We start from the raw sequence: 25105 nt of genomic DNA, 5'->3' as shown, positions 1-25105 counted from the left end.
GCCTGTGTCCGTGCGTTCCGCATGGCTGCTGCCCCTCACGCAGACCCGAGAAGACACCCGCCTCTCGCCCACGGGCACGTTCGCGCCCGAGTCGGAGATACGCACCCGCGACGGCGTGATCGCCGGCGGGAACCCGTTCGCCGCCACGGGCGCGGGCGCGATGTCCCTACAGATCGGCGTCGGTCGCGCCCTGGTCCAGGGCACCGACGCCCAGGGCGCCTATCCGATCGCCCTCGACGCGCCCGAGGTCGTCACCTTCACCGACGGAAACGCACAGTTCGCCCGCGTGGACACGGTGGCGCTGCGCGTGTACGACCAACTGTTCGACACCAACGGGCAGAACCTCGCCCGTATCGAGGTGTTCATCGGCAATCCGGCCTCACCCCCCGTCGCCCCGACCCTGCCCGCGGCCTGTCTGCGCCTGTGGGACGTGACCGTTCCCGCGGGCGCCTCCGCGGGCGTGGGCGGTATCAACTGGTCGAGCGCCCTCGCCGACCGGCGCCGCTTCACCACCAGTTACGGCGGAATCATCCCCCAGGGGTACGGAACCAACTTCGCCGGCGCCTACAACGGCCAGTACCGCGACAACGGCAGCGGACTGGACCGCTGGAACGCCGTGGCCGGCGCGTGGCAGGCATACCCACCGACGCCGACCCGGCCCCTCAGCACGAAGCAGGTCACGGCCGCGCCGCTCAACACGACCGGCGCGTACGTCGACTTCACCGCCGCAGCGTGGCCGCGTATCGCCTTCACCGTGCCCCCGTCCGGGGCCGTGTTCGTCACCATCAGCGGGCAGGTATGCAACCGCTCGACCTCGGCCTCAACCGCGTGGATGACGTGGCGGGCGACCGGCGCCTACACCGAGGCGCACGGCGCGTTGAACGGCCTGTCAGGGCAGGCAAGCCGTGTGATCGCCTCGCGGCGCGTCTACCGCGACGGCCTCACCCCCGGCGGACAGGTGACCCTCATTCCGGGGTGGAACATCAGCAGCAACGCTGGCAGCGCCTCGGATGTGTTCGTGCAAGACGGACAGCTGACGGTCGAGTTGGTGCCGTAGACGTTTACTGACCATTGCCGCCCCCTATCGCGCGGTACAGAGCCGCCAAGGCGGCACACACACCCACGCTCCCCACGAACGTGATTCCACCTCGTTGAAGAACTTCAGGCCAGCTCGCTCCTGTCGACCACAGCCCCCACGCGACGACAACCGCGATCAGGGCAGCCGAGACCACCACGAGGCCAACCGCCAGCAAGCAAACAGCCGTTGAGTTACGCATTTCTCGTGCTCCACTGCTCGGAATGGGCATTCGCCCGGACCGTACCTCTAACAGCTCAGAGACCGACCAGTTCCAGTCCAAATGGCCAACCCACCCAGTCCAATTGGACGGAAAGAGAAATGTCCGTGCCGATCCTTTCCCCTCCGGCGCCGTACCGCCTCCTACTGTGCGATCTGCGCTCCGACCAACTGCTCGACGCCCTGCCCGTGCAGGGCGTCGCCCTCGACGACTACATCGGCAAGACCGGCCGGTTGACAGGCACCGTGCCGATTCCCAACCGCGCCATTGCCGAGCGGGCCCGCCGGGCGATCGTGCCGGGCCGAACAGCCGTGTGGGTCGAGCGGGGGCGCGAGATCTGGTGGGGCGGCATCCTGTGGACGCTCGCCCTCGCCTCCGATTCCCGCGGGTCTCTCGGCGCGCAGATCCAGGCCGGCGGGTGGGAGTCCTACCTGTACCGCCGGCTGTTGTTCGACACGCAGACCGCCGAGCAGGTCGACCAACTCGACATTGCCCGCGGCCTGGTCGACTACGTACAGAACACCCCCGGCGGGAACATCGAGATCACCTACGACACCGACATATCCGGCGTACAGCGCGACCGCGAGTACCTGCGTTACGACCTGCACAGCATCGGCGACCTGCTCGACGACCTCGCCGCGGCCGAGAACGGGTTCGAATGGCGCATCGCGTCGTTCCGGGACACCGACGGCCGCAGGGTCAAGCGGCTGCAACTCGGACACCCCATCATCCGCGCGGGCGCGTCCGAGATCGTGCTCGACCACCCCGGACCGGTCCTCACCTACACATGGCCCGTTGACGCCACGGCCAAAGCCAATGCGTGGCAGTCCCGCGGCGCGTCCGTGAACAGGAACCAGGCCGTCGAGTCCTACCCGCTCACCTCGCCCGTGCTGGTCGACGACGCCGATATCGCCGCCGGTTGGCCCCGCCTCGACGGATCGAGCGATTACACCACCGTCGAGGTACAGGCCACCCTCGACGGCCACGCCCGAGCCGACTGGACGGCCGCCCGCAATCCCGTGCAGATACCCGAGGTCGAGGTGTTGCTCGGCGGGAACATCACGCCCGCCCTGCTCGGCGCAACGATCCGCCTCCGCATCCGCGATCTATGGCACCCGACCGCGCTCGACGCCCTGTACCGCGTCGTCGGCCTGTCCATCAACCCACCCGAGCGAGGCCGCCCCGAGACGGCCAAGCTGTACTTGGAGGTGCCCCAGTGACCTACGTCCCCCAGGACGTACTAGACCGACTGTCGGCCCTCGAACGCGAGGTGCGGCAGCTCCGCGGCCGGGCACAAATGCGCCCCGCCCTTAACCAGATTCTCAACGGCGACGTACGGATCGGCGAGGGTGGCCGGCTGATCGCAGAGGCCCCGAACGGCAACACGATCTTCATGACCGGCGAGACCTCTCAAGGAGACTGGGCCGTCGGCATCGCCCGCCCCACCGATGGCACGGCCGCCCTTACCGTCGGAGACGAGAACAACGATTCTGGCGCCGGCCAAATGATCCGGATATGGAACCGGGACACCGGCGACCGGAACGTGATCCTGATGGATGACGCGTTCAGCGAGCGGTTCCTCGGTCGCCCGTGGATGCCCATTGGCCTGTACCCGACCGCGCGCCAGTCCTACACCGGCACCGCTTACGACACCGCATGGTGGGGCGCCAGCCCGGCACACAACGCCGTCGCCGTCATCGTCGTGTTCACGTACGCCGGAACCGGTGGCGGACAGGTCAAGGTCACGGCCACCCCGTCCGGCGACACCGCGCGGACGCTCGCCGAGTACGACGTCGCCGCGAACACATGGACACAGCGCACGATCGAGGTCCCCCTCGACCGCGTCGAGCTGCTGCAAACCGTCGTGTGGGACGTCAGCCACCGCGCCAAGACCAGCGGGCAGAACGTCGAGACCCGCCTGTACCGCGCCTACACCCGGAACACGTTCACCGCCGACGAGGCGCCCGCCGTGCCTGTACGTACCGCGGCCCGCGCCGCCGCCGCCGGCATCAGCGCCCCGCCCGACGAGGAGGTGTGACGTGCTGCCCGAGGGAATCCCCACAGTCCTGGTGACCGGCCGTTTCCTGTTCCCCGACGGCCGCCCCCTGTCCGGGCAGATCAGTTTCCGCGCCCCGTCCCTGATCACGTTCGGCGCGTACGACGTGATCCTCGGTGGACCGGTCGTTGTCCCCCTCGACGCCACGGGCGCGTTCGAGGTCGAGCTACCGGCCACCGACGCCCCCGGCATGAACCCGAGCGACTGGTCGTACCAGGTCGCCGAACAGCTCGCCGGCGTCGCCGTCAACCGCGTCTATCAGATCCTCTTGCCCGCCGCGACGCCCGCCGTCGACCTCGCCGACATCGCGCCGACCGACCCGACGACCCCGACCTACGTTGCCGTACGCGGCGACTCCGCGTACGAGGTCGCCGTGAAACAGGGGTTCGTCGGCACGGTCGCGCAGTGGCTCGCGTCCCTGGTCGGTCCGCGCGGGGCGCAGGGCGCCACAGGAGCGACCGGCGCCACGGGAGCGACCGGCCCGCAGGGACCGCAGGGCACCCAGGGACCGACCGGCGCACCGGGCGTTGTCCAGTCCGTCAACGGCAAGTCTCAGGCCGCCGTCGTGCTCGCCGCCGCCGACGTCGGAGCCGTCGCCAACAACGGCGGATACAGCCGCATGGACGGCACGTTGCACGTTGTCTACGCCGGCACCCAAGCCGACGTATTCAAGGCGTCGGACGCGACACAGTCGAAGTACACCGCCGTCAACAAGAACGCCGAGCTCATCAGCAACACGGCCGCTACGTTCGCCGACGTGCGAGTCGGGGGCACGGGCGCCACGTTCGGCGGAGGCACCGGCGGCATCCTCGCGTTCGCCAACGCCACCACGCCGCCCACGGCCAACCCCGCCGGCGCGCTCATGTGGGCCGAGGGTGGCGCGCTGAAAGTACGGCAGTCTGACGGAACCGTATTCACCGTCGGCACCGGAGGAGGCACCGCGCCGGTTACCTCCGTCAACACCAAGACCGGCGACGTTGTGCTCGCCGCGGCCGACGTCGGAGCCGAAGCCGCCGGTACGGCCGTCACCCTCAGCACCGCGCAGACGATCAGCGGAGCAAAGACGTTCAGCGCCGTACCGTCGAGCAGCGTCGCCCCGACCACCGCGAACCACCTCGCCCGGAAAAGCTACGTGGACGCCGCAGCGTTCGCCGGCGAGTGGTCGCCCGCCGACCACGGCCTCGCCGCATGGGCATTCGACCCCGCCCTCGCCGTATCGACCGGCCTCTATCCGGGGTCGGGACCGATGCGGGTAACGGCCGTCATCCTGCGCCAGACGACGACGATCAACCGAATCGTGTGGTTCGCCACCGGATACGCCGGCGGCCTGCAAACGGGATCGTGGGCCGCCCTCTACAACAGCGCCGGAACCCGCGTTGCCGCGACCGGCGACATGTCCACCGCGACCTACGAGCCGCCGGAGGAGCACGACGCCGGGGGCGGCACCATATCGAGCCCGCTCACGGCCGCCTACTCCGCCGCGGCCGGCATCTATTACGTGGTGTGGCGCATGGTCTACAACACGACCACGCAGGACGGGCCCATGTTGCTCGCCGCGGAGAGTGGCGCCGGCGCCCCGCCCAACCAGTTCGGTTACACCATGGTTCGCCGCTTCGGCGTCTACTCGACCGGCGTCGCCGCCGCCCCCGCCACGATCACCGTGACCTCGATGGAGAACGGCGCAAACCGCTTTTGGGTCGGCCTCGCGTAGATCGCCGCCCCCCTTCCACCACACGCCCGCGCACACCGCGCCGGGCGTTTTTTCATGTCTGGAGATTCCCCATGGCACGTATGCCCGGCGCCGAGTGGCGCCCGATCGCCGTCAACTACACCGACAACGGACAGGCCGAGGTGCGGGGCGTCGTCGTCCACATCATGGCCGGCACGTTCGAGGGCACCGACTCATGGTTCCGCAACAGCAAGGCCCGAGCGTCCAGCCACTTCGGCACCAGCAAGACCGGCCGACTCCGCCAGTGGGTCGACACGGCCGACCGCGCATGGGCGCAGGCCGGCGGTAACACGGCGTGGCTGTCCGTCGAGAACGAAGGGCAGGGGGGCGACACGCTCACCGACGCCCAGCTCGACCGCGTCGCCGAGGTACTGGCGTGGGCGCACGAGAAGTACGGCGTACCGCTCCAGGTGACGAACTCCCCGTCGGGCAAGGGTCTCGGGTATCACGCGATGGGCGGTAGCGCGTGGGGTGGTCACACGTCGTGCCCCGGCTCGCGGATCGTCGCCCAGCTCGCCGAGATCGTCGCCCGCGCGAAGAAGCTCGCCGGCGAGCCGGCCGCGTACACGCCGCCCGAGTTCCCGGCCGGCCTCGCCCCGAACAAGGCCAAGCCGAGCGCGAAGCCGCTTCAGCGCGCGTTGAAGGCCGCCGGATTCCTGGCGAAGTCGGTCGCGGAGGCCGACAACTACGGCCCGCAGACTCAGGCCGCCGTCGCCAAGTTCCACGACGCGCACCCGACGTACCGCGCCGCGGGCAAGAGCTACGACCCCGCCATCGGTCCGAAGGGGTGGGCCGCCCTGCACCGCCTCGCCTACGACAAGTAGGCCCCGCCGCGGCCCGGCCGCCGTGGCAAAACATCGCACCCCGCCCGCCCCGTCGGCACCGCGCCGCGGGGCGGGCCCCACATGAACAGGAGCCCCCCCCATGCAGTCGAAGAACACGCGCGCCGTCCGTACCGCGCTCCAGACGTTCGCCGCCGTTGTCGCGGTCGTGCCCGCGCTCGCCGCGGTCGTCGCCGATTCCGGCGACCTCGCCGTCGCCGCTCCGTGGCTGGTCGGCGCCGCCGCCACGGCCGCCGCGGTCGCCGGCGTCATCGCTCGCGCCATGGCCTCGCCCGTCGTCGAGGCCCTGCTCGACCGGTTCGGTCTCGGCCTGGTCGACGACGCCGAGGAGCCCACCGCGCCGTGACGACCCAGCCCTCGCCGTCCGATCCGGCCGCGGTCGCGCTGGAACTCGAACGCATCCGGAGGACGATCGAGGTCGGGTTCACCCGCACCGACGGCGCCCTCGCCCTGCTTGTTCAGCGCCACGACCAGACCGACGAAGCGATCAAGGAACACACCCGTCGCATCGACAACCACGACGGCCGCCTCGACACCGTCGAGCGCGGCGAAACCGAGCGCCAGAAGCGCAACGACGCACGGCTCGACGCCCTCGAACAAGCCCGCTGGCCGCTCCCGTCCGTGGCCGCCCTGGTCGCCCTGGTCGGCCTCGCCCTGTCCCTCTGGACGTTCGCCACCCACTCATGAGCAACGCCCCCCGCACGGCCAACTCCGGCCGTTGCGGGGGGCGTTCTGCCGTTCCGCCGCCTACGCTGCGGCGACCAGATCGCGGGCCCGTTCGTTGAAGTCGGCGACGAGCCGATGCCGGCCGAACGGCTGCATGCGCTTCTGTAGGTCTTGCACCGCCTCGACCGCGCGCGACGACTTCACCTGTCCCGACAGCTTGAGCGTCCGAATACCCGCGGAGTACGCGGCCTCAAGATCACGTCGTTGCAGATGAGACACGGCAAGCGCAGCTTGCGACATCGCGCCCCGGCGGGCCCGCTTCTGCATCTGCGCGTGACCGATGGACCGGCGGGCGTGTTCCTCCGCCGCCTCAGCCTCGCCCAGGTCGCGGAAGGTGTTCGCGTGCTCCCCATGCAGATAGGCCGGATCGATGAACGCCGCCCAGTCCGGTTCCTGGTCGAGGTCGACCCGCTCGTACGCCCGTTCCGACTGCACGACGGCATGCGCAGCCGCCGACTTCTCGCCGAGCAGCGCGAGCGCCCGCGCTTCAAGGCACCACAGGTCAGCCAGGCACGCCGCCGACGTGGCCCTCGCCAGCCCTTGACGGCCCGCCTGTGCCAGACGCCGCCCCTCGCTTGGGTCCCCGAGCAGCGTTGCTTGATCGGCCATCCCCGCGAGTACATGCGCGCCAAGGGCCGGATTCCGCGACTCCTCGGCAAGGCGTAGCGACTGGATCAAGTAGCGCTGCGCGATGCTGTGTTCGCCGTTGTCGTAGGCCATCCAGCCGAGTAGGTACGTCTGTTCCGCCGCCGCCTCGCACAGCGCGCGGCGCACGTCTTCACTGTGGGCGCGACGCAACAGCGGGTAGACATGGGCGTTCATGTAGTCGGCCAGCACCAGCCGGCCCGACCCTCCGCCCTGGAAGATGTCCATGCGCTGAAAGGTCGTGAACATGTTCTTCACCGCGGTTACGTCCTCAAGGCGTACCCGCGGGCCCGGTTCGGGTTCCTGATCGAGCGTGTTCAACAGCCAGTCCCGCGAGGGCCCGACCCCCGCGACGGCCGCAAACGGCGCGGCTGCAAGGAACTTTCGTCGGTCCACGTCAGCTCTCCCCAGGTCTGCGACGACTTCCACCGTAGCCGCGTAAGAGGAGTTGTACATGAGCGCAGCATCGGCCGACCCTGTGTCGCCGAACCCAAGATCGTAGGTCGTGACCCGGAATCCGAAGTGATCCGAAAACACAGCGGCGATGATGTCGGGCAGAGGGGCGCGCGGCTTTTCACCTTGGAGCCAGCACCGAACACGCGTCACATCAGGTGAAATCTGCGGCTGTTTCCACTGGATCGCCTTGGATTTCACGCGCCGCGCCAACTCCCCGCGGCTCATCTTCGACCGGTCCAGCCATTGCGTGAGCTTGTCGTTCGGCGCCTTCATCCTCAGCCCTTCTGCGACGGGGGGTAGCGGAAACGACACCCTTCGACACCCCCCTCGACGGTACCCCCGTTCTCCCCGCGCGTGTTGCCTAGTTCGAGGAACCATCCGGTCCGCGAACCGGGCCGCGACAGTCCACCCGTAAGGGGAGACGCATGATCGAACGACGGCGGGACACGGCGCCCGCCTGCTGCGCCCCTCCCATGGGCCCGCCCTCCGTCCTGTTGCTGGAAGGCGAGCCCAAATCAGCCAGTGCGGCACGCGAGTTCGTGCGCGAGTTCATCCGGCATCACGTCCCGGACGCGTCCGAGGACTACGTCGAAACGGTCGTCTTGGTGGCGTGCGAGATGGTCACCAACTCGATCCGGTACGGCACAGAGCCCGGCGACTCGTTGCGGCTCACGCTCGACGCCGACCACGTCCGCACCAGAGTGGAGGTACAAGACCCTGTGAGACGCCGACCACAACCCCGCCCAGAGTCCAGCAAACGCGACCGTGGGCGCGGCCTGATCATCCTCGACGCCTTATGCCTTGAGTGGGGCGTCGACGACGCCCCACTCGGCAAAACCGTGTGGGCGGAGGTGAAGGCATCATGACTTCACCGAGCCTGGACAGTCCCCCCGGTCCTGGATTCGTCGCCAGCGTGGCCGCCGCTACAGGCATCCACCGCCGGGGAAACTTCGCCCTCGCCCAGTTGCTCATCACCCACCCTGGACCGCGCCGCCAGGGCGAGACAACCGCGACAGTCGAAGGCGGCATGTGGCAACTCGCAACCGCGCTGCGCCTCGGCCCGGGTGATCAGGACCCGCCTGTGATCGGCGCACAACTCATGATCAGCCAAGGGCGCGTTGCACTGGACTACGGGCACGACCAATACGTCATGACGATCCCTCAGCCCTCGCAGGACTGGTTAGCACTGGTCACGGTGGGGGCTGCGTGCCGCATCTGCCTGGTTGTCGCCCCCCTTGCACTGGCCGCCGACCAAGCCGAGACAGACGCGCACATCCGCACCAGTCTCGCCCACGGTCAGCTCATGTGGGGGACCACGTTCGCCCGTCGGCGGTTCTGACCAACCACGACGGACGGGCCGCCCCGAGGTGGATTGGACCCCGGGCCGACCCGCTAGGGCCGAGCGTACAAGGCGCCGCGGTCGGCACACCGCCGACCGCGGCGCCGCTCGGCCCTGTCCCGGTCAAAGCACACCCGCCGCGACCGCGGCGCAGTCCTGCCCATCGATTGAGGGGAAGACAGGGTGACCACGTACCCCGTATCACCGAACACGGTCCTAGCGAACGCCCTCAGCCACGCTGAGGACGTCCTCACGCCCCGAGTCATCGCCGCCGCGGCCGAGCGCGTCGTGTTCGTCGTGGGGACCCAGATCAACGGGGCCCCGCACATCGGTACCTCTCTCGTGCAGTCCCTCACGTTCGCCACCGCGGCCCGTATCCGGGACAAGTTCGCCGTACCCACCGAGGTCCAGTTCGGCGCGCTCGACAACGCGCCGTACGCCATCGTCACCGATCAGGAGACCGGCCACCGCTACCAGCGGGCATACGCGCACGCCCTCGGCGAACAGGGCATCGCCGACCAGGTCGACACGCTGTACCGCCCCCTGTTCGCAGCCCTGTCCGAGCGGCTACGCGTCCCGTACTCCGTCGAGACCTACAGCCAGCAGCAGGCCGGCGAGCACTTTCGCCGTACGTGGCTGCGCGTGCTGCCGCGCATGGACGCCGCCCGATGGTGGCTCGCGCCGTCCTCCGGTACAGCACACCTCCGCGTTCCCTGCCCGCGGCCCGGGTGCGGGTGGGCCGAGAAGTACGCCCAGCGCACGCACGTCCAGCACGTCGACGCGGAACGGGCGACAGTCTCGGCCGTCTGCCTGCACCACGGCGACTACGAGGTCACCATCGACCCAACCGGCGAGGGGTACCTCGACCTCGCCACGCTCTACCGGAACCTGATCAAGGAACTCGCCGTCACCAGCACGCACGGCACCCTGTACGTGATGGTCAAGGGCGGCGACTGGGTGTTCGGCTCACACCTGGTCGACGGCGCCTTACAAGCCGTCGGCCTCACCCCCGGGCAACTGCCCGCCCGCCTCTTCTGCCCGCAGATCGTCAGCGACACCGGAGCCAAGCTGTCCAAGTCCCTCATTCGGGAAGGGCGCGCACCCTTGCCCGACGGCGCCGCCCCTTGGATGCTCGACACCCGGGACTGGCCCGGATCGTTACCCGAGTACGTCGACCGACTGCTCAACATGACCGAGGTCGTGCTGTCCGACCCCCGACACTTCTTCCGCTCGTACTCCGCCGGCGAACTCAACCGGATGATGACCACACCAGCACCTAGGAGCGTTCCCGCCCCATGACGGACACCGCCGCTCGCGTCCGCGAGCTGAACCTCTACCGGCGATACTTCGACCTGGTCGCCGCCGGCGAGAAGACGACCGAAGTACGGGTGAAATACCCGCACCTCGCCGACCTCGCCGCGGGTGACGTGATCCGATTCCGGATCAAGGGGACCGACGAGACGTGCGACGTGCGCGTACGAGAGGTCACCGAGTACCCCGATTTCGAGGCCCTGCTCGACGGCGAGGGACCGGCGAACGTCAACCCCACGGCAACCCGCGAGGAACAGCTCGCCAACATCCGCACCATCTACCCGCCCGAAAAGGAAGCGCTCGGCGCCCTCGCAATCAAGATCGAACTACTCGCACCCTGACGGCCGCGCCGCTCCTGCTCCCCCTCGGGGGCTGCGCGGCTCGGCGGACGGACGACGGCCCCGGTACCTACCGTGAGGTACCGGGGCCGTTCTCTGCCCGCATGACCTGCATGTTCCTTGCTGTCATTTAGAGCCACTGTCGTGGAAGAAGGGCAGGACGGCGAGGATGCGGTCGCCGGGGCCGGTGGGGACGGCGGGTTCCAGCTGGGCGAGGTTGGTGGCGATCTGCCGGTGGGTGAGCATCACGCCCTTGGGGACGCCGGTGGTGCCGGAGGAGTACGGCAGCGCGGCGACGTCCTCGGCCGGGTCGATGCCGACGGACGGTTCCGGCGCGGTGGAGGCGAGCAGGTCGGCCAGCGAGCGGTGTCCGGTGGCACTGTCGCACACGAAGATCTCCCGTATCCCGCCGGAGAGTTCGGCGGCCCGGCGGGCGGCCTCCAGCAGCGGACCGACGGTGACGATCCAGCGGGCGGCGCAGTCGCGCAGCTGCTTGGCGAACTCCTCCGGTGTGGCGAGCGGGTGCACGGTGGTGACGGTGGCACCCGCGCGGGTGGCGGCGTAGAACGCGGTCGGGAAGGCGATGGTGTTCGGGCTGTGCAGGGCGAGGACGTCACCCTTGGTGATGCCCGCGTCGGCGAACGCGGCGGCCAGGCGCCGGTGGAACCGGTCCACCTGCCGGTACGTGAGGGTGGTGCCGTCCGTGCCGTCGATCAGCGCGGGCCGGTCGCCGAACTCGGCCGCCCGGCCCAGCACGGCCTCGTGGATGGGCAGTTCTACGGGCACGACGGCTGCGTACTCGCTGCGGAACACGGTTCCTCCTCGCGCGGGACGCCGGTCAGTACGACTTGGGCAGGCCCAGGGTCTGGTGGGAGACGTAGTTCAGAATCATCTCCCGGCTCACCGGGGCGATACGAGCCACCCGCGCGGCCGTTATCAGGGAGGCGAGGCCGAACTCGCGCGTGAGGCCGTTGCCGCCCAGGGTGTGCACGGCCTGGTCGACGGCCCGCACACAGGCCTCCCCGGCCGCGTACTTGGCCATGTTGGCGGCCTCGCCCGCGCCCGTGTCGTCCCCCGCGTCGTACAGGTGGGCCGCCTTCTGCGTCATCAGCCGGGCCAGTTCGAGGTCGATGTGCGCCTGGGCGAGGGGATGGGCGATGGCCTGGTGGGCGCCGATCGGGGCCTGCCACACGGTGCGGTCCCGGGCGTACTCGACGGCGCGGCGCAGGGCGTAGCGTCCCATGCCGATGGCGAACGCGGCCGTCATGATCCGCTCCGGGTTGAGTCCCGCGAAGAGCTGCAGCAGGCCCGCGTCCTCGTCGCCCACGAGCGCGTCGGCGGGCAGCCGTACGTCGTCCAGGACCAGCTCGAACTGCTTCTCGGCGGCGCTGAGTTCCATGTCGATGGGGCTGCGCCGGAAGCCCGGGGCGTCGGTCGGGACGATGAACAGGCAGGGCTTGAGGCGTCCGGTGCGGGCGTCCTCGGTGCGGCCGACGACGAGGACCGCGTCCGCCATGTCCACGCCGGAGACGAACACCTTGCGTCCGGTGAGCAGCCAGTCCCCGCTGCCCGGGTCGCGGCGGGCGGTGGTGGTGATGCGGTGGGAGTTGGAGCCGGCGTCGGGCTCGGTGATGCCGAAGGCCATGGTGCGGGTGCCGTCGGCGATGCCGGGGAGCCAGGTCCGTCGCTGGTCCTCGGTGCCGAAGCGGGCGATGACGGTTCCGCAGATGGCCGGGGAGACGACGAGCATGAGGAGGGGGGAGCCGGCGGCGCCGAGTTCCTCCAGGACGATGGCGAGTTCGGTGATGCCGCCTCCTCCGCCGCCGTGCTCCTCGGGCAGGTTGACGCCGAGGTAGCCGAGTTTCGCGGCCTCCGACCAGAGTTCGGCGGGATGGGCTCCCTCGGCGACGACGCGGGTGATGTAGTCGCGGCCGTAGCGCCTGCCGAGGGCGGACACCGCCGCCCTCAGCGCCTTGTGTTCGTCGGTCTCGATGACGGGGCTCATGAGGCTCCTTGCTCCTGGGAAGGGGTTTCCTGCACGACCGCGAGCAACGTGCCCGGCTCCACCTGCCGGCCGGGGGTGACGTGCAGGGCGCTGAGCAGCCCCGTCACCGGTGCGGTGATCCGGTGCTGCATCTTCATCGCCTCCAGCCAGATCAGGGGCTCCCCGGCGCGTACGGCGGCTCCCTCGGCCAGGTGCTCGGCGATGCGGACGACCGTGCCGGGCATGGGCGCCAGGAGTGAGCCGGGGGCGTGCTGGACGGCGGGGGCTGGGAAGCGGGGCAGGGCGGTGAGGGAGGTGGAGTTGACGTGGACCTGGTCGCCGTAGCGGGCCACCTCGAAGGTGCGGCGCAGGCCGTCCGCTTCGAGGACGACCCGGCGCGGGTCGGCGTGCACGACCCGGACCCCGTCGGCCGCGAGGCCCTCCCGGGTGTGCCGGTAGTGCACCTCGTGCTCCTCGCCCGCCATCAGGTAGCGCTTGGTCTGCGGCTGGGAGGGCAGGTTGCGCCAGCCGCCGAACCGGGAGCGGCCGTGCGCGTCGGCGAGGGCGGCGGCGAGCGGGGCGTACGGGTCACCGGCGGGCGTGGTCAGGTCGGCGAGGTGGCGGTCGTAGAAGCCGGTGTCCATACGGGCCGCCTGGAACTCCTCGTGCCGCAGCGAGCGGACGAGCAGGTCGCGGTTGGTGACCGGGCCGTGGATCGCCGCCGCCTCCAGGGCGCCCGCGAGCCTGCGGACGGCCTCCGCGCGCGTGGGCGCGTGGGCGACCACCTTGGCGAGCATCGGGTCGTAGTGGACGCCGATGGAGTCGCCGTCGGCGTAGCCGGTGTCCAGGCGGACCCCGGACGGTACGGCGAGGCGGTGCAGGACGCCGGTCTGCGGGGCCCAGTCACAGGCGGGGTCCTCGGCGTAGAGGCGTGCCTCGATCGCGTGGCCCCGCGCGGGCGGCGGCCCGGACGGCAGGGGGTGGCCCTCGGCGATCCGGATCTGTTCGGCGACCAGGTCGAGGCCGAACACGGCCTCGGTGACGGGGTGTTCCACCTGGAGGCGGGTGTTCATCTCCAGGAAGTGGGGCGTGCCGTCGGCGACGAGGAACTCGACGGTGCCGGCCCCCACGTAGTCGACGGCGCGCGCGGCGCGTACGGCCATCGCGTACAGCTCATCGATGAGTTCGGATTCCAAACCCGGTGCGGGGGCCTCCTCGACGACCTTCTGGTGGCGGCGCTGGAGCGAGCAGTCGCGGGTGCCCAGCGGCCAGACCGTGCCGTGCGCGTCGGCGAGGATCTGCACCTCGACGTGCCGGCCGCGCTCGACATAGGGCTCGACGAACACCTCGCCGTCCCCGAAGGCGCTCGCGGCCTCGGCCCGCGCCGCCTCCAGCGCGCCGTCCAGCTCCTCGATCCGGCGCACGATCCGCATCCCGCGCCCGCCACCGCCCGCCGCCGCCTTCACCAGCACCGGCAGATCGGCCTCGGTGACCTCGGCGAGGGGCGCGACGCCCATCAGCTCCTTGGCGCGCGTCTTGGACGCCATGGCCTCGATGGCCTGCGGCGACGGGCCGATCCACACCAGGCCCGCGTCCAGGACGGCGCGCGCGAATCCGGCGTTCTCGGACAGGAAGCCGTACCCGGGGTGCACGGCGTCCGCCCCCGCCGCCACCGCCGCCTTCACCACCAGTTCGCCGCGCAGATACGTCTCGGCGGGCGCCGCGCCCGGCAGCCGTACCGCCGTGTCGGCCACGCGCGCGTGCAGGGCGTCCTCGTCGGCGTCCGAGTGCACGGCGACCGTCCGGATCCCCAGCTCGCCGCAGGTCCGGAAGATCCGGCAGGCGATCTCGCCCCGGCCCGCGACCAGTACTGTCGAAATCACGTGATCCCTCACATCCGGAAGACGCCGAAGCCACCGCGCGCACCCTCGTAGGGCGCCGTGTGGATGGCGGACAGGCACAGGCCGAGGACGGTGCGGGTGTCGCGCGGGTCGATGACGCCGTCGTCGTACAGCCGCCCGGACAGGAACATCGGCAGCGACTCGGACTCGATCTGCCGCTCCACCATCGCGCGCAGCGCCGCGTCCGCGTCCTCGTCGTAGGGCTGCCCCTTCGCGGCGGCCGACTGGCGGGCGACGATCGACAGCACGCCGGCGAGCTGCTGCGGGCCCATGACGGCCGACTTGGCGCCGGGCCAGGCGAACAGGAAGCGAGGGTCGTAGGCGCGCCCGCACATCCCGTAGTGCCCGGCGCCGTAGGACGCCCCCATGAGGACGGAGAGGTGCGGGACCCGCGAGTTGGACACCGCGTTGATCATCATCGCGCCGTGCTTGATGATCCCGCCCTGCTCGTACTCCCGGCCGACCATGTAGCCGGTGGTGTTGTGCAGGAAGAGCAGCGGGATGTCGCGCTGGTTGGCGAGCTGGATGAACTGGGCCGCCTTCTGCGACTCCTCGCTGAACAGCACGCCCCGGGCGTTGGCGAGGATGCCGACCGGGTAGCCGTGCAGGGCCGCCCAGCCGGTCACGAGGCTCGTCCCGTACAGCGGCTTGAACTCGTCGAAGTCGGAGGCGTCGACGATCCGTGCGACGACCTCGCGCGGGTCGAACGGGGTCCTCAGGTCGCCGGGGACGATCCCGAGCAGTTCCTCGGGGTCGTACCTGGGCGGCTCGGCCGGCCCGGGGTCGGGGTACGCCTTGCGGTGGTTGAGGCGGGCGACCACGCGCCGGGCCTGCCGCAGCGCGTCCCGCTCGTCGACGGCGAAGTAGTCCGCGAGCCCCGACACGCGCGCGTGCATCTGCGCGCCGCCCAGGGACTCGTCGTCGCTCTCCTCCCCGGTGGCCATCCTCACCAGCGGCGGGCCGCCGAGGAACACCTTCGCCCGCTCCTTGACCATGATCACGTGGTCGGACATGCCGGGGATGTACGCGCCCCCGGCCGTGGAGTTCCCGAAGACCACGGCGACGGTCGGGACGCCGGCCGCCGAGAGCCGGGTCAGGTCCCGGAACACGGCGCCCCCGGGGATGAAGATCTCCTTCTGGGAGGGCAGGTCGGCGCCCCCGGACTCGACGAGGCTGATGCAGGGCAGCCGGTTGGCGAGCGCGATGTCGTTGGCCCTGAGGGCCTTCTTCAGGCTCCACGGGTTGCTGGCGCCGCCGCGCACGGTCGGATCGTTGGCAGTGATCAGACACTCGACACCCTCGACGACCCCGATCCCGGTGACCAGGGAGGCCCCGACCGCGTACTCGCTGCCCCAGGCGGCCAGCGGGGACAGCTCGAGGAACGGCGTGTCCGGGTCGAGCAGCAGCTCGACGCGCTCGCGGGCGAGGAGTTTGCCGCGCTGCCGGTGCCGGGCGACGTACTTCTCCCCGCCGCCGGCCAGCGCCTTGGCGTGTTCGGCGTCGAGGTCGGCGAGCTTGCCGAGCATGGCCTCGCGGTTGCTCGCGCAGTCCGGGCCGTCGAGGTCCAGGGCGGAGCTGATGACCGTCACAGGAGGGCCTCCGGAATGTCCAGGTGGCGGGAGCGCAGCCATTCGCCGAGGGCCTTGGCCTGCGGATCGAAGCGGTGCCGGGCGGCGACGCCCGCGCCGAGGATGCCCTCGACGACGAAGTTGAGGGCACACAGGTTGGGCAGCACGTGCCGGGTGACGGGCAGGTCGCGGCTCTCGGGGATCAGTTCCCGGAAACGGTCGACGGTCAGCTCGTGCACCAGCCACCGCCAGGCCTGCTCCGACCGCACCCACACCCCGACGTTGGCGTTCGGGCCCTTGTCCCCGCTGCGGGCACCGGCGACCAGACCGAGCGGGACACGGCGGGTGGGGCCGCCCGGCGTGAGCGGGGGCGGGAGCGGCGGCTCCGGTGGATCCTCGGGCAGGGCGGTGGTGTCCCCGGCGGTGGTGTCCCCGGGCGGCGCGATCGGGACCCGGCGGCCGTCGTGGAGGACCGCCACGTGGTCGACGGCGCCCTGGGGGACGTAGACGTCCTCGAACACCCCGTAGGGGGCGCCCTCCCCCGGTGGGGCCAGCACATGGAAGCCGGGGTAGCTGGCGAGCGCCAGCTCGACGGCGGCCCCGCTCAGGGCTCGCCCGACGGTCCGCTGGTCCGGGTCGCGTACGACGAGCCGCAGCAGCGCGCCGGCGGTCTCCTCGGTCTCGGCGTCGGGCCGGTCGCCACGGACCAGCTCCCAGCGGACCTCGCGCGGCGGCGACTTCGCGAGCGCGTCGGTCATCTGCTCCCGCACCAGGGCGGCCTTCGCCTCGACGTCGAGGCCGGTGAGGACGAAGACGACCTCGTTGCGGAAGCCGCCCAGCCGGTTGCGGCCGACCTTGAGGGTCGCGGGCGGGGCCTCGCCGCGCACGCCCTCGACCCGTACCCGGTCGGGCCCGTCCCGGCCGATCCGTACGGTGTCCAGCCGTGCGGTGACATCGGGCCCCGGGTAGCGGGCCCCGCCGGTCTCGTACAGCAGCTGGGCGGTGACCGTGCCCACGTCGACGAAACCGCCGGTGCCGGGGTGTTTGGTGATGACACAGCTGCCGTCGGCATGGATCTCGGCGATCGGGAAGCCGGGCCGGCGGACGTCGCCCTCGCGGAAGAACGCGTAGTTGCCGCCGGTGGCCTGGGCCCCGCACTCCAGCACGTGCCCGGCCACGACGGCGCCCGCGAGCCGGTCGTACTCCCCCGGCCGCCAGCCGAAGTGGGCGGCGGCGGGCCCGGTGACCAGGGCCGCGTCGGTCACCCGCCCGGTGACCACGATGTCGGCCCCGGCCCGCAGGCACTCGGCGATGCCGGATCCGCCGAGGTAGGCGTGGGCGGCGAGGCTACCGGGGTGGGCGGCGGTGAGGTCGTCGCCCTCGACATGGGCGACCCCGACCGGGATGCCGAGCCGTGCGGCCAGCTTCCGTACGGCTTCGGCGAGGCCGGCCGGGTTGAGGCCACCGGCGTTGGTGACGATCCGCACCCCCCGCTCCCGGACGAGGCCGAGACAGTCCTCGATCTGGCGCAGGAAGGTGCGGGCGTACCCGGCGGAGGGGTCCTTCAGACGGTCCCGGCCCAGGATGAGCATGGTCAGTTCGGCGAGGTAGTCACCGGTGAGGACGTCCACCTCGCCGCCGGTCAGCATCTCGCGCAGGGCGTCGAAGCGGTCGCCGTAGAAGCCGGAGAAGTTGCCGACGCGCAGGGGGTCCGACGGGGGCGTCACCGGCCGGACTCCCGGGCCGGGCGTCCGGTGCCGGGCGGGCCGGCGAAGGCCTGGGCGATGTCGAGCCAGCGGTCGGCGTCGGGGCCGGTCGCCGCCAGGGCGAGGTCGGCGCGGTGCGCGCGCTGGGTGACGAGGAGGCAGAAGTCGAGGGCGGGGCCGGTGACGCGCTGGGGGGCGTCGGACGGTCCGTAGGCCCACAGCTCACCGGAGGGCGCGCGCACCTCGACGCGGAACTCCCCCTCCGGAACGCTCAGTCCGCGCACACCGAAGGCGAAGTCCCTGGCCCGCACCCCGATGCGCACCACATGCCGGAGCCGGCCGGTGGGTACGCGGACCACACCCAGGGTGTCCGCGACGTCCTGGCCGTGGGCCCAGGTCTCCATGAGGCGCCCGGTGGCCATGGAGGCGGCCGACATGGGTGGCCCGAACCAGGCGAACCTGCTGCCCTGGGGCGCTGTCCGCAGGGCCTCGTCGAGCGCGGCCCGCCCCTGCCGCCACCGGGCCAGCAGCTCGGCGGGCGGGATCCGGGCGCCCTCCTCGGCCGCTTCGTCGACGAAGGAGTCCGGCGCCGCGAGCGCCTTCCCCAGCACCTCGCGGAAACCGTCCCCGTCCGTCAGGGCGAGCAGGGCGGCGCGGTCCGTCCAGTGCAGATGGGCGATCTGGTGGGCGATGGTCCAGCGGGGCGCGGGGGTCGGGAGCGCCCAGCGCTCCGCGTCCAACTCGGCCACCAATCGGTCGAGTTCCGCGCTTTCCGCGCGAAGGTCGTGGAAGACGAGCGTCGGCGTCGGCTCAGACATGGGGGGAGCATGGCAGCGCCGAAAGAAACAATCAAGCGTGCTTGCATGGATTTACCGACGCACCTGGGTGCGCACCGCTCCGATGCTCGCCGCGACGACCAGGGCGATGGCGGCGGTCTGCGGGACGGACAGGGACTGGCCGAGGATCAGGAGGCCCGCCGTGGCCGCGACGGCCGGCTCCAGGCTCATCAGGACGGCGAAGCTGGAGGCGGGCAGCCGGCGCAGGGCGAGCAGTTCGAGGGTGTAGGGCAGGACCGAGGACAGCAGGGCCACGGACGAGCCCAGCGCGATCGTCACGGGGTCCAGGAGCCTGGTGCCCGCCTCCGCGACGCCCAGCGGGAGGAACAGCAGCGCCGCGACCGCCATCGCCAGCGCCAGGCCGTCCGCCTGCGGGAAGCGGCGGCCCGTACGGGCGCTGAAGACGATGTACGCCGCCCACATCGCCCCCGCTCCCACGGCGAAGGCGACGCCCGTGGGGTCGAGGCCGTCGAAGCCCCCGCCGCCCAGGAGGAAGACGCCGGCCAGCGCCAGGCCCGCCCAGAGCACGTTGACCGCCCGGCGGGAGGTGAGGACGGACAGGGTCAGCGGGCCGAGGACCTCCAGGGTGACCGCGGGGCCCAGCGGGATGCGGGCCACGGCCTCGTAGAAGAGGCCGTTCATCGCGCCCATGGTGATGCCGAAGGCGATCACCGTGCCCCAGTCGGTGCGGGAGTGCCCGCGCAGCCGGGGCCGGCACACCAGCAGCAGCACGACGGCCGCCGCGAGCAGTCGGAGCGTCACCACGCCCAGCGCGCCGGCCCTCGGCATCAGGGTCACCGCGAGGGCCCCGCCGAACTGCACCGAGATCCCGCCCGCCAGCACCAGTCCCACCGGCCCGAGCGAGCCGAAACGGCCCGGGGTGCGCGGCGGGCGCGGGACACGGGGGACACGGCGGATGCGGGGTGTACGCGACGGCGCGGGCGGGGTGGTGCTGGCGGTGCTCACTGGCGGTCCCGGAGGCTGCTCGATCAGAGATCGTGATCGTCTACCACGATGTACTTTCGAGTCCAGGGTAATGGACTTCACCCTCGTGGCACAGGGGACGGCCGTCGGCGGGCGCGGGCTGCACCCAGGCCGCGGCGGCCGCCTGCGCGGCGACGGCGGCAGGAGCGGTGTATCCGTTGAAGCTGTCGTAGCCGTACTGCGGCTGGGCCGGTGTGCGGGTCTGCGGCTGCGCCTGGACGCCGTACTCCCGCGCGTACGCCCCCTGCCCGGTCTCGAAGGACAACGGCATCCGCAGTTCGCCCGTGTCCATCACCGCGTTGTTCTGCGAGCGGTGCAGCCGGGAGTACGCGCCGCCCCGTGCGAGCAGCTCCTCGTGGCGGCCGGTCTCGACGATGCGGCCGCGGTCGACGACCAGGATGCGGTCGGCGTCCGGGGCGAGGTTGAGGTCGTGGGTGATCATGATGGTCGTACGGCCCGCCATCAGGCGGCGCAGCGGCTTCACCACCCGGCGGGCGGCCATCGAGTCCAGGCCCGTCGTCGGCTCGTCCAGCACCAGGACCGGTGCGTCGCGCAGGATCGCCCGGGCTATCGCGAGGCGCTGCAGCTGGCCGCCGGACAGACGGGCCGAGTGGGGGTCGACCCTGGTGTCGTAGCCGTCGGGGAGACGGACGATGAACTCGTGCGCGTCGGCCGCCCGCGCCGCCTCCTCGATCGCCCGGTCGCCGGCGCCGGGCCGTCCGCAGGCGATGTTGGCGCGGACGGTGTCGTGCAGGACCAGGGTCTCCTGCGGGAGCAGGGTCACATACCCGCGCAGCCGGGACAGCGGCAGGTCGCGCAGCGGCACGCCGTCAAGGAGCAGCTCGCCGGCGTCCGGGTCGTAGAAGCGGAGGAGGAGCTTGGACACCGTGGACTTGCCGGCTCCGCTCGGCCCGGTGACGATCACCAGTTCGCCGGGGCTGACCGTGAAGGAGAAGTCCCGCAACGCCGGCTTGCCGGTGCCGGGGTAGCCGAAGGAGACGTTCCGCACCTCGATCGCGCCGTCCGGGCGGCCCGTGTCCACCGGCCGCCCGGGATCGGTGACCGAGGGCCGCGCGTCCAGGATCTCGATGAGGCGTTCGGCGCCCGCGGTGGCCGCGGTGACGGTCAGGCCGAGCTGGGCCAGGCCGCGCACGGGCGGGTAGAGGTAGCCGAGGAACGCGGCGAAGGCGAGGAGTTGGCCGAGTGTCATACGGCTGGTGGAGATCTCCCAGGCGCCGATGCCGATCACGGCGAGCACACAGACCGTCTCGATGACCTGGACGAGCTGTTCGTAGGCCTCGTTCAGCCGGGTGGACCGCACCGAGGCGCGGAACCAGGCGTTCGCCTCCTCCCCCAGGCGCCGGCGTTCCGCGTCACGGCGGTCGTAGGCCTGGGTGAGGACGATGTTGCCCAGCGACTCCTCGACCACCGACGTGATCGCTCCGTCGGCGGCCCGGCCCTCGCGGGAGACGTCCTTGATGGAGCCGGAGAAGCGGCGGGCGGCCAGCCAGAAGAGGGGCGCGAGGACGAAGGTGGCGGCGGCCAGGTCCCAGCGCAGCCAGAACGTGGCGGCCGCGTAGAACAGGGCGGAGAACGCCGCCGAGGCGGCGCCGACCAGCCCGGACACGACCATCGTCTCGATCGCCTCGACGTCGCCGGTCAGCCGGGAGAGCAGATCGCCCTGGCGGTGGCGCTGGAAGAAGTGGGGCGGCAGTTGCTGCACATGGTCGAAGACGTGCTCGCGCAGCCGCATCACGAAGCGTTCGGTCGCCCACGCGGCAAGGGAGTTGCCCGCGTACGCGACCAGCGCGCCGACCACCGCGACGCCCAGCCATTGCGCGGCCGGGGACCAGAACGCCGCGAGTGAGCCCTGCTTCAGGGCGTGGTCGGTGAGGTCTCCGAAGAGCAGGATGGCCTCGGTCTCGGCCAGCGCGGCCACGACCGTGCACACCCAGACGGCCAGCAGCCACCGGCGCAAACCTCTGGTCAGCGGCCAGAAACGACGGAAGGCGGTGCGTGCGGGAATGGTGGGGGTCTCCTCGAAGTCCTCGAATCCCTCGGAAGCCCCGAAGGCTCCGGAGTCGCCGTATTCGTTTTCCCCGGAACTGCCTTCACCCATACCCATTTCGCATTCCCTCCGCTTCCCGTTCCTCGGTGCTCTTTGATTCGGGAATTCGGGAAGAGGGCCGACGGTGCACCATCGACCCCCTTTCCCTCAGCGCTGGATCAGTGGCCGGGGCCGTGGCCGGGCAGCGGCTTCGGCAGCGGCTTGTGCGCGTGCTTCTTCGGCTTCGCCGGGGGTGGCGGGGGAAGCTGCTTCGACTTGGGCTTCGGGGGCAGCGGGGCAAGCTTCTTGAAGCTCATTCCGACTCCTAGTTTTTCGCAGTTCTGTGGTTCTCAGTTCCGTGTCCGAGAATTCCGCGTCCGGCTCTCGATATCCAAGAACTTACACGCTCCCCGCACCCCCGAACGGCAAAAATGGCAAAGGGCCGCTGTGAATACCTTTGGAAATCCTGGGAGTTGGTTGAGCGAGCTGCTCGCGGGAGATCGGTCACTTCACGCCCCCTCCTTCTCCAGTGCCCGGGCCAGTACCTCCGCCAGGTGTCGGCCGCGTACGCCGGCCAGTTGCTCCAGTTGGGTTCTGCAGGAGAAGCCGTCCGCCAGGACCACCGTTCCCTCGGCCGCCTCCCGTACCGATGGCAGCAGCTGTTCCTCCGCGCAGGCCGTCGACACCTCGAAGTGGCCCCGCTCGAAGCCGAAGTTGCCCGCGAGGCCGCAGCAGCCGCCGCTCAGTTCGCCGGTGAGGCCCGCCGCCGCTCGCAGCCCTCGGTCGGCCGCGTCGCCCAGGACCGCGTGCTGGTGGCAGTGGGTCTGGCCGACGACCGGGCGGTCCAGGGCGGGCGGCCGCCAGTCGGGGGCGTGCCGCTCCAGTGCCTCGGCGAAGGTCAGCACCGCCGACGCCAGCCGGGCCGCGCGCGGATCCCCGTGCAGCAGCTCCGGCAGGTCCGCGCGCAGGGCCGCCGCACAGCTCGGTTCCAGGACGACGACCGGGGCGCCGGTGCGCAGGGCCGGTTCCATCAGGTCGAGGGTGCGGCGCATGACCGCACGGGCCCGGTCGAGCTGGCCGGTGGAGACATAGGTGAGGCCGCAGCACACCCCGCCCCGCAAGGGCGGTGCCGGTGGCAGCGCCACCCGCAGTCCGGCCGTCTCCAGCACCCGCACGGCCGCCCGGCCCACCGAGGGTGACAGATGCTCGGTGAAGGTGTCGGGCCACAGGACGACCAGGTCCCCGGTTGCGGCCCCGGTTGCGGCCCGCCGGTGCCCGCGCCACCAGCGGCTGAACGTCTCCCTGGGCAGCCGGGGCAGCTCCCGCTCGGCCGCGATCCCGCCGAGCCGTTTCGCCGCCGGCGCCAGGGGCCGTACCGCCGCGAGGGCGTTGACCAGCCAGGCGGTGCGCGTGCCGGACACCCAGCGCAGCCACACCGGCAGCCATCCCATCGTGTAGTGGGCGGCCGGACGGCGCCGCCCCCCGTAGTGGTGGTGCAGGAACTCCGCCTTGTAGGTGGCCATGTCGACGCCGACCGGGCAGTCGGAGCGGCAGCCCTTGCAGGACAGGCACAGGTCGAGGGCGTCCCTGACCTCCGTCGAACGCCAGCCGTCCGTCACCACCTCGCCCGCGAGCATCTCGTGCAGCAGCCGCGCCCGCCCGCGCGTGGAGTGCCGCTCCTCACCGGTCGCCCGGAACGAGGGGCACATGACGGCGGGGCCGGCCGCCGTCGTCGTACGGCACTTGGCGACGCCCACGCAGCGGCGGACGGCCGCCGGGAAGTCGCCGCCGTCGGCCGGGTAGCCGAAGGCCACGTCGACGGGCTCGCGCGGGAGCACCGAGAAGCGGAGACCGGTGTCGAGGGGCGCGGGGCGGACCAGCATGCCGGGGTTGAGCAGGTCGTCGGGGTCCCAGACGGCCTTGGCGCGCTCGAAGAGGGCGACCAGTTCGGCGCCGTACATCCGGGGCAGCAGTTCGGCGCGGGCCTGCCCGTCCCCGTGCTCCCCCGACAGCGAGCCGCCGTGCGCCACCACCAGGTCGGCCAGCTCCTCGGAGAAGCGGCGGAACCGTCCGACGCCCGCCTCGGTGAGGAGGTCGAAGTCGATGCGGACGTGGATGCAGCCGTCCCCGAAGTGGCCGTACGGCGTGCCGCGCAGTCCGTGGGTGGTGAGCAGCGACCGGAAGTCCCGCAGATAGGCGCCGAGCCGGGCGGGCGGCACCGCGCAGTCCTCCCAGCCGGGCCAGGCCTCGGAGCCGTCGGGCAACCGGGTCGCCGTACCGCTCGCGTCCTCGCGGACGCGCCACAGGGCCCGCTGGGCGGCCTCCTCGGTCACCACCAGGGAGTCGACGACGTCGGCCGCGCGGACGATCGCCTCCGCACGCGCGCGTGCCTCACCCGCCGACTCCCCTCCGGTCTCGACGAACAGCCAGGCCCCGCCCCTGGGCAGTCCCGCCGGGGAGGGCACCAGGTCGGCCGCCATGCCCTCCACCGTCAGCGGACCGAACGCCAGCAGTCCCGCGGCGGCCCCGGCGGCCGCGCTCTCGTCGCCGTATCCCAGCACGGCCACGGCCCGCGCGCGTGGCGCCTCGACCAGACGCACCACCGCCTCCGTCAGCACGCCCAGGGTGCCCTCCGAGCTGCAGAAGGAGCGGGCGACGTCGGCGCCCTTCTCGGGGAGCAGCGCGTCCAGCGCGTACCCGGAGATCCGGCGGGGCAGCTCCGGGAAGCCGGTGCGCAGGCGCGCCAAATCACCCTCGACCAGGGCGCGCAGGCCGTCCGGCGCGCCGGCCCAGTCCCGCCCGAGCCGCAGCCGCTGCCCGCGCGCGGTGACGACGGCCAGCTCCCGCACACTGTCCGCCGTGGTCCCCCAGGCGACCGAGTGCGAGCCGCAGGAGTTGTTGCCGATCATCCCGCCGAGGGTGCACCGGCTGTGCGTGGAGGGGTCCGGGCCGAAGCGCAGGCCGTGCGGGGCGGCGGCCTCCTGGAGCCGGTCCAGGACAAGACCCGGCTGGACGACGGCCGTACGGGTGGCCGGATCCAGCTCCAGCAGCCGGGCCATGTGCCGGGTGAAGTCCAGGACGACACCCGTGCCGGTCGCCTGTCCCGCGATCGAGGTGCCCCCGCCGCGCGCCACCACCGGCACCCCGCGCGCACGGCACACCTCCAGCACCGCGGCCACGTCCTCGGCGTCTCTCGGGGCCACCACCCCGAGCGGCACCCGCCGGTAATTGGACGCGTCCATGGTGACCAGCGCCCGGGAGGTGACGTCGAACCCGACCTCGCCCCGGACGGCCGCACGCAGCTCCGCCGCCAGATCCGTCATGCGTCCCAGAATGCCCGAC

Annotated in this window: 21 protein-coding genes and 1 pseudogene; 11 read left to right on the top strand and 11 right to left on the bottom strand. The window is 71.6% G+C overall.

Annotated features, from left to right (window positions below):
• Positions 1-4: 4 nt before the first annotated feature.
• The 7 genes from ACFYMM_RS19965 (at position 5) to ACFYMM_RS19935 (ending at position 6609) form a co-directional block, all read left to right on the top strand.
• A complete protein-coding gene (locus ACFYMM_RS19965) occupies positions 5-1057 on the top strand; it encodes a hypothetical protein (protein ID WP_388388235.1) in 1053 nt (350 codons plus the stop codon).
• A gap of 339 nt (positions 1058-1396) precedes the next feature.
• Positions 1397-2515, top strand: a complete 1119-nt coding sequence (locus ACFYMM_RS19960; protein ID WP_388388233.1) for a hypothetical protein — start codon at positions 1397-1399, stop codon at positions 2513-2515.
• A complete protein-coding gene (locus tag ACFYMM_RS19955; RefSeq protein ID WP_388388231.1) occupies positions 2512-3333 on the top strand; it encodes a hypothetical protein in 822 nt (273 codons plus the stop codon). The genes ACFYMM_RS19960 and ACFYMM_RS19955 overlap by 4 nt, the downstream gene beginning before the upstream one ends.
• Position 3334: 1 nt before the next feature.
• Positions 3335-5062, top strand: coding sequence for a hypothetical protein (locus ACFYMM_RS19950; protein ID WP_388388229.1), 1728 nt, complete (start codon positions 3335-3337; stop codon positions 5060-5062).
• Between the two features lie 71 nt (positions 5063-5133).
• Positions 5134-5904 carry an N-acetylmuramoyl-L-alanine amidase gene (locus ACFYMM_RS19945; protein ID WP_388388227.1) on the top strand — a complete coding sequence of 257 codons (771 nt, stop codon included), beginning with the start codon at positions 5134-5136 and terminating at the stop codon, positions 5902-5904.
• Positions 5905-6004: 100 nt separating this feature from the next.
• Positions 6005-6268, top strand: a complete 264-nt coding sequence (locus ACFYMM_RS19940; RefSeq protein WP_388388225.1) for a hypothetical protein — start codon at positions 6005-6007, stop codon at positions 6266-6268.
• Positions 6265-6609 (top strand): hypothetical protein, encoded by a 345-nt coding sequence (locus ACFYMM_RS19935; RefSeq protein WP_388388223.1) that lies wholly within the window; start codon positions 6265-6267, stop codon positions 6607-6609. Before ACFYMM_RS19940 ends, ACFYMM_RS19935 begins: the two co-directional genes overlap by 4 nt.
• A gap of 60 nt (positions 6610-6669) precedes the next feature.
• On the opposite strand, the gene ACFYMM_RS19930 is transcribed toward ACFYMM_RS19935, so the two are convergent.
• Complete coding sequence (locus tag ACFYMM_RS19930) at positions 6670-8022, bottom strand: transcriptional regulator (RefSeq protein ID WP_388388222.1); 1353 nt, start codon at positions 8020-8022, stop codon at positions 6670-6672.
• Positions 8023-8174: 152 nt separating this feature from the next.
• Here ACFYMM_RS19930 and ACFYMM_RS19925 point away from each other — a divergent pair, with 152 nt between their 5' ends.
• The 4 genes from ACFYMM_RS19925 (at position 8175) to ACFYMM_RS19910 (ending at position 10740) form a co-directional block, all read left to right on the top strand.
• Positions 8175-8615 carry an ATP-binding protein gene (locus ACFYMM_RS19925; RefSeq protein ID WP_388388220.1) on the top strand — a complete coding sequence of 147 codons (441 nt, stop codon included), beginning with the start codon at positions 8175-8177 and terminating at the stop codon, positions 8613-8615.
• Positions 8612-9088, top strand: a complete 477-nt coding sequence (locus ACFYMM_RS19920; protein ID WP_388388218.1) for a hypothetical protein — start codon at positions 8612-8614, stop codon at positions 9086-9088. The genes ACFYMM_RS19925 and ACFYMM_RS19920 overlap by 4 nt, the downstream gene beginning before the upstream one ends.
• 183 nt (positions 9089-9271) lie before the next feature.
• Positions 9272-10387 (top strand): hypothetical protein, encoded by a 1116-nt coding sequence (locus tag ACFYMM_RS19915; RefSeq protein WP_388388216.1) that lies wholly within the window; start codon positions 9272-9274, stop codon positions 10385-10387.
• Positions 10384-10740: an ASCH domain-containing protein gene (locus ACFYMM_RS19910; protein ID WP_388388214.1), complete on the top strand. Its 357-nt coding sequence runs from the start codon at positions 10384-10386 to the stop codon at positions 10738-10740. The genes ACFYMM_RS19915 and ACFYMM_RS19910 overlap by 4 nt, the downstream gene beginning before the upstream one ends.
• Positions 10741-10872: 132 nt before the next feature.
• Here ACFYMM_RS19910 and ACFYMM_RS19905 read toward each other — a convergent pair.
• The 10 genes and pseudogenes from ACFYMM_RS19905 to ACFYMM_RS19860 all read right to left on the bottom strand — a co-directional run.
• Positions 10873-11550: pseudogene (locus tag ACFYMM_RS19905) on the bottom strand (AMP-binding protein); the annotation flags it as partial.
• Positions 11551-11575: 25 nt separating this feature from the next.
• Complete coding sequence (locus ACFYMM_RS19900; RefSeq protein WP_388388212.1) at positions 11576-12742, bottom strand: acyl-CoA dehydrogenase family protein; 1167 nt, start codon at positions 12740-12742, stop codon at positions 11576-11578.
• A complete protein-coding gene (locus ACFYMM_RS19895) occupies positions 12739-14604 on the bottom strand; it encodes a biotin carboxylase N-terminal domain-containing protein (protein ID WP_388388210.1) in 1866 nt (621 codons plus the stop codon). The genes ACFYMM_RS19900 and ACFYMM_RS19895 overlap by 4 nt, the downstream gene beginning before the upstream one ends.
• Before the next feature lie 8 nt (positions 14605-14612).
• Positions 14613-16211, bottom strand: a complete 1599-nt coding sequence (locus tag ACFYMM_RS19890) for an acyl-CoA carboxylase subunit beta (protein WP_388388208.1) — start codon at positions 16209-16211, stop codon at positions 14613-14615.
• The gene (locus ACFYMM_RS19885) at positions 16208-17917 is read right to left on the bottom strand and encodes an acyclic terpene utilization AtuA family protein (RefSeq protein WP_388388206.1); all 1710 of its coding nucleotides are present in this window, start codon (positions 17915-17917) and stop codon (positions 16208-16210) included. The genes ACFYMM_RS19890 and ACFYMM_RS19885 overlap by 4 nt, the downstream gene beginning before the upstream one ends.
• The gene (locus ACFYMM_RS19880) at positions 17914-18714 is read right to left on the bottom strand and encodes a TIGR03084 family metal-binding protein (RefSeq protein ID WP_388388204.1); all 801 of its coding nucleotides are present in this window, start codon (positions 18712-18714) and stop codon (positions 17914-17916) included. The genes ACFYMM_RS19885 and ACFYMM_RS19880 overlap by 4 nt, the downstream gene beginning before the upstream one ends.
• A gap of 51 nt (positions 18715-18765) precedes the next feature.
• Positions 18766-19698, bottom strand: coding sequence for a DMT family transporter (locus ACFYMM_RS19875; protein ID WP_388388202.1), 933 nt, complete (start codon positions 19696-19698; stop codon positions 18766-18768).
• 40 nt (positions 19699-19738) lie between these two features.
• On the bottom strand, positions 19739-21841 hold the full coding sequence (locus ACFYMM_RS19870) for an ABC transporter ATP-binding protein (protein ID WP_388388200.1): 2103 nt from the start codon (positions 21839-21841) through the stop codon (positions 19739-19741).
• Positions 21842-21942: 101 nt separating this feature from the next.
• Entirely contained in the window at positions 21943-22080 is a 138-nt protein-coding gene (locus tag ACFYMM_RS19865; RefSeq protein WP_388388198.1) for a hypothetical protein, read from the bottom strand.
• Positions 22081-22272: 192 nt separating this feature from the next.
• On the bottom strand, positions 22273-25086 hold the full coding sequence (locus tag ACFYMM_RS19860) for an FAD-linked oxidase C-terminal domain-containing protein (protein WP_388388196.1): 2814 nt from the start codon (positions 25084-25086) through the stop codon (positions 22273-22275).
• Positions 25087-25105 lie beyond the last annotated feature (19 nt).

This window comes from Streptomyces sp. NPDC006739, from assembly GCF_042869815.1.
Classification (GTDB): Bacteria; Actinomycetota; Actinomycetes; order Streptomycetales; family Streptomycetaceae; genus Streptomyces.
This window is presented reverse-complemented; position numbering and strand designations above follow the sequence as displayed.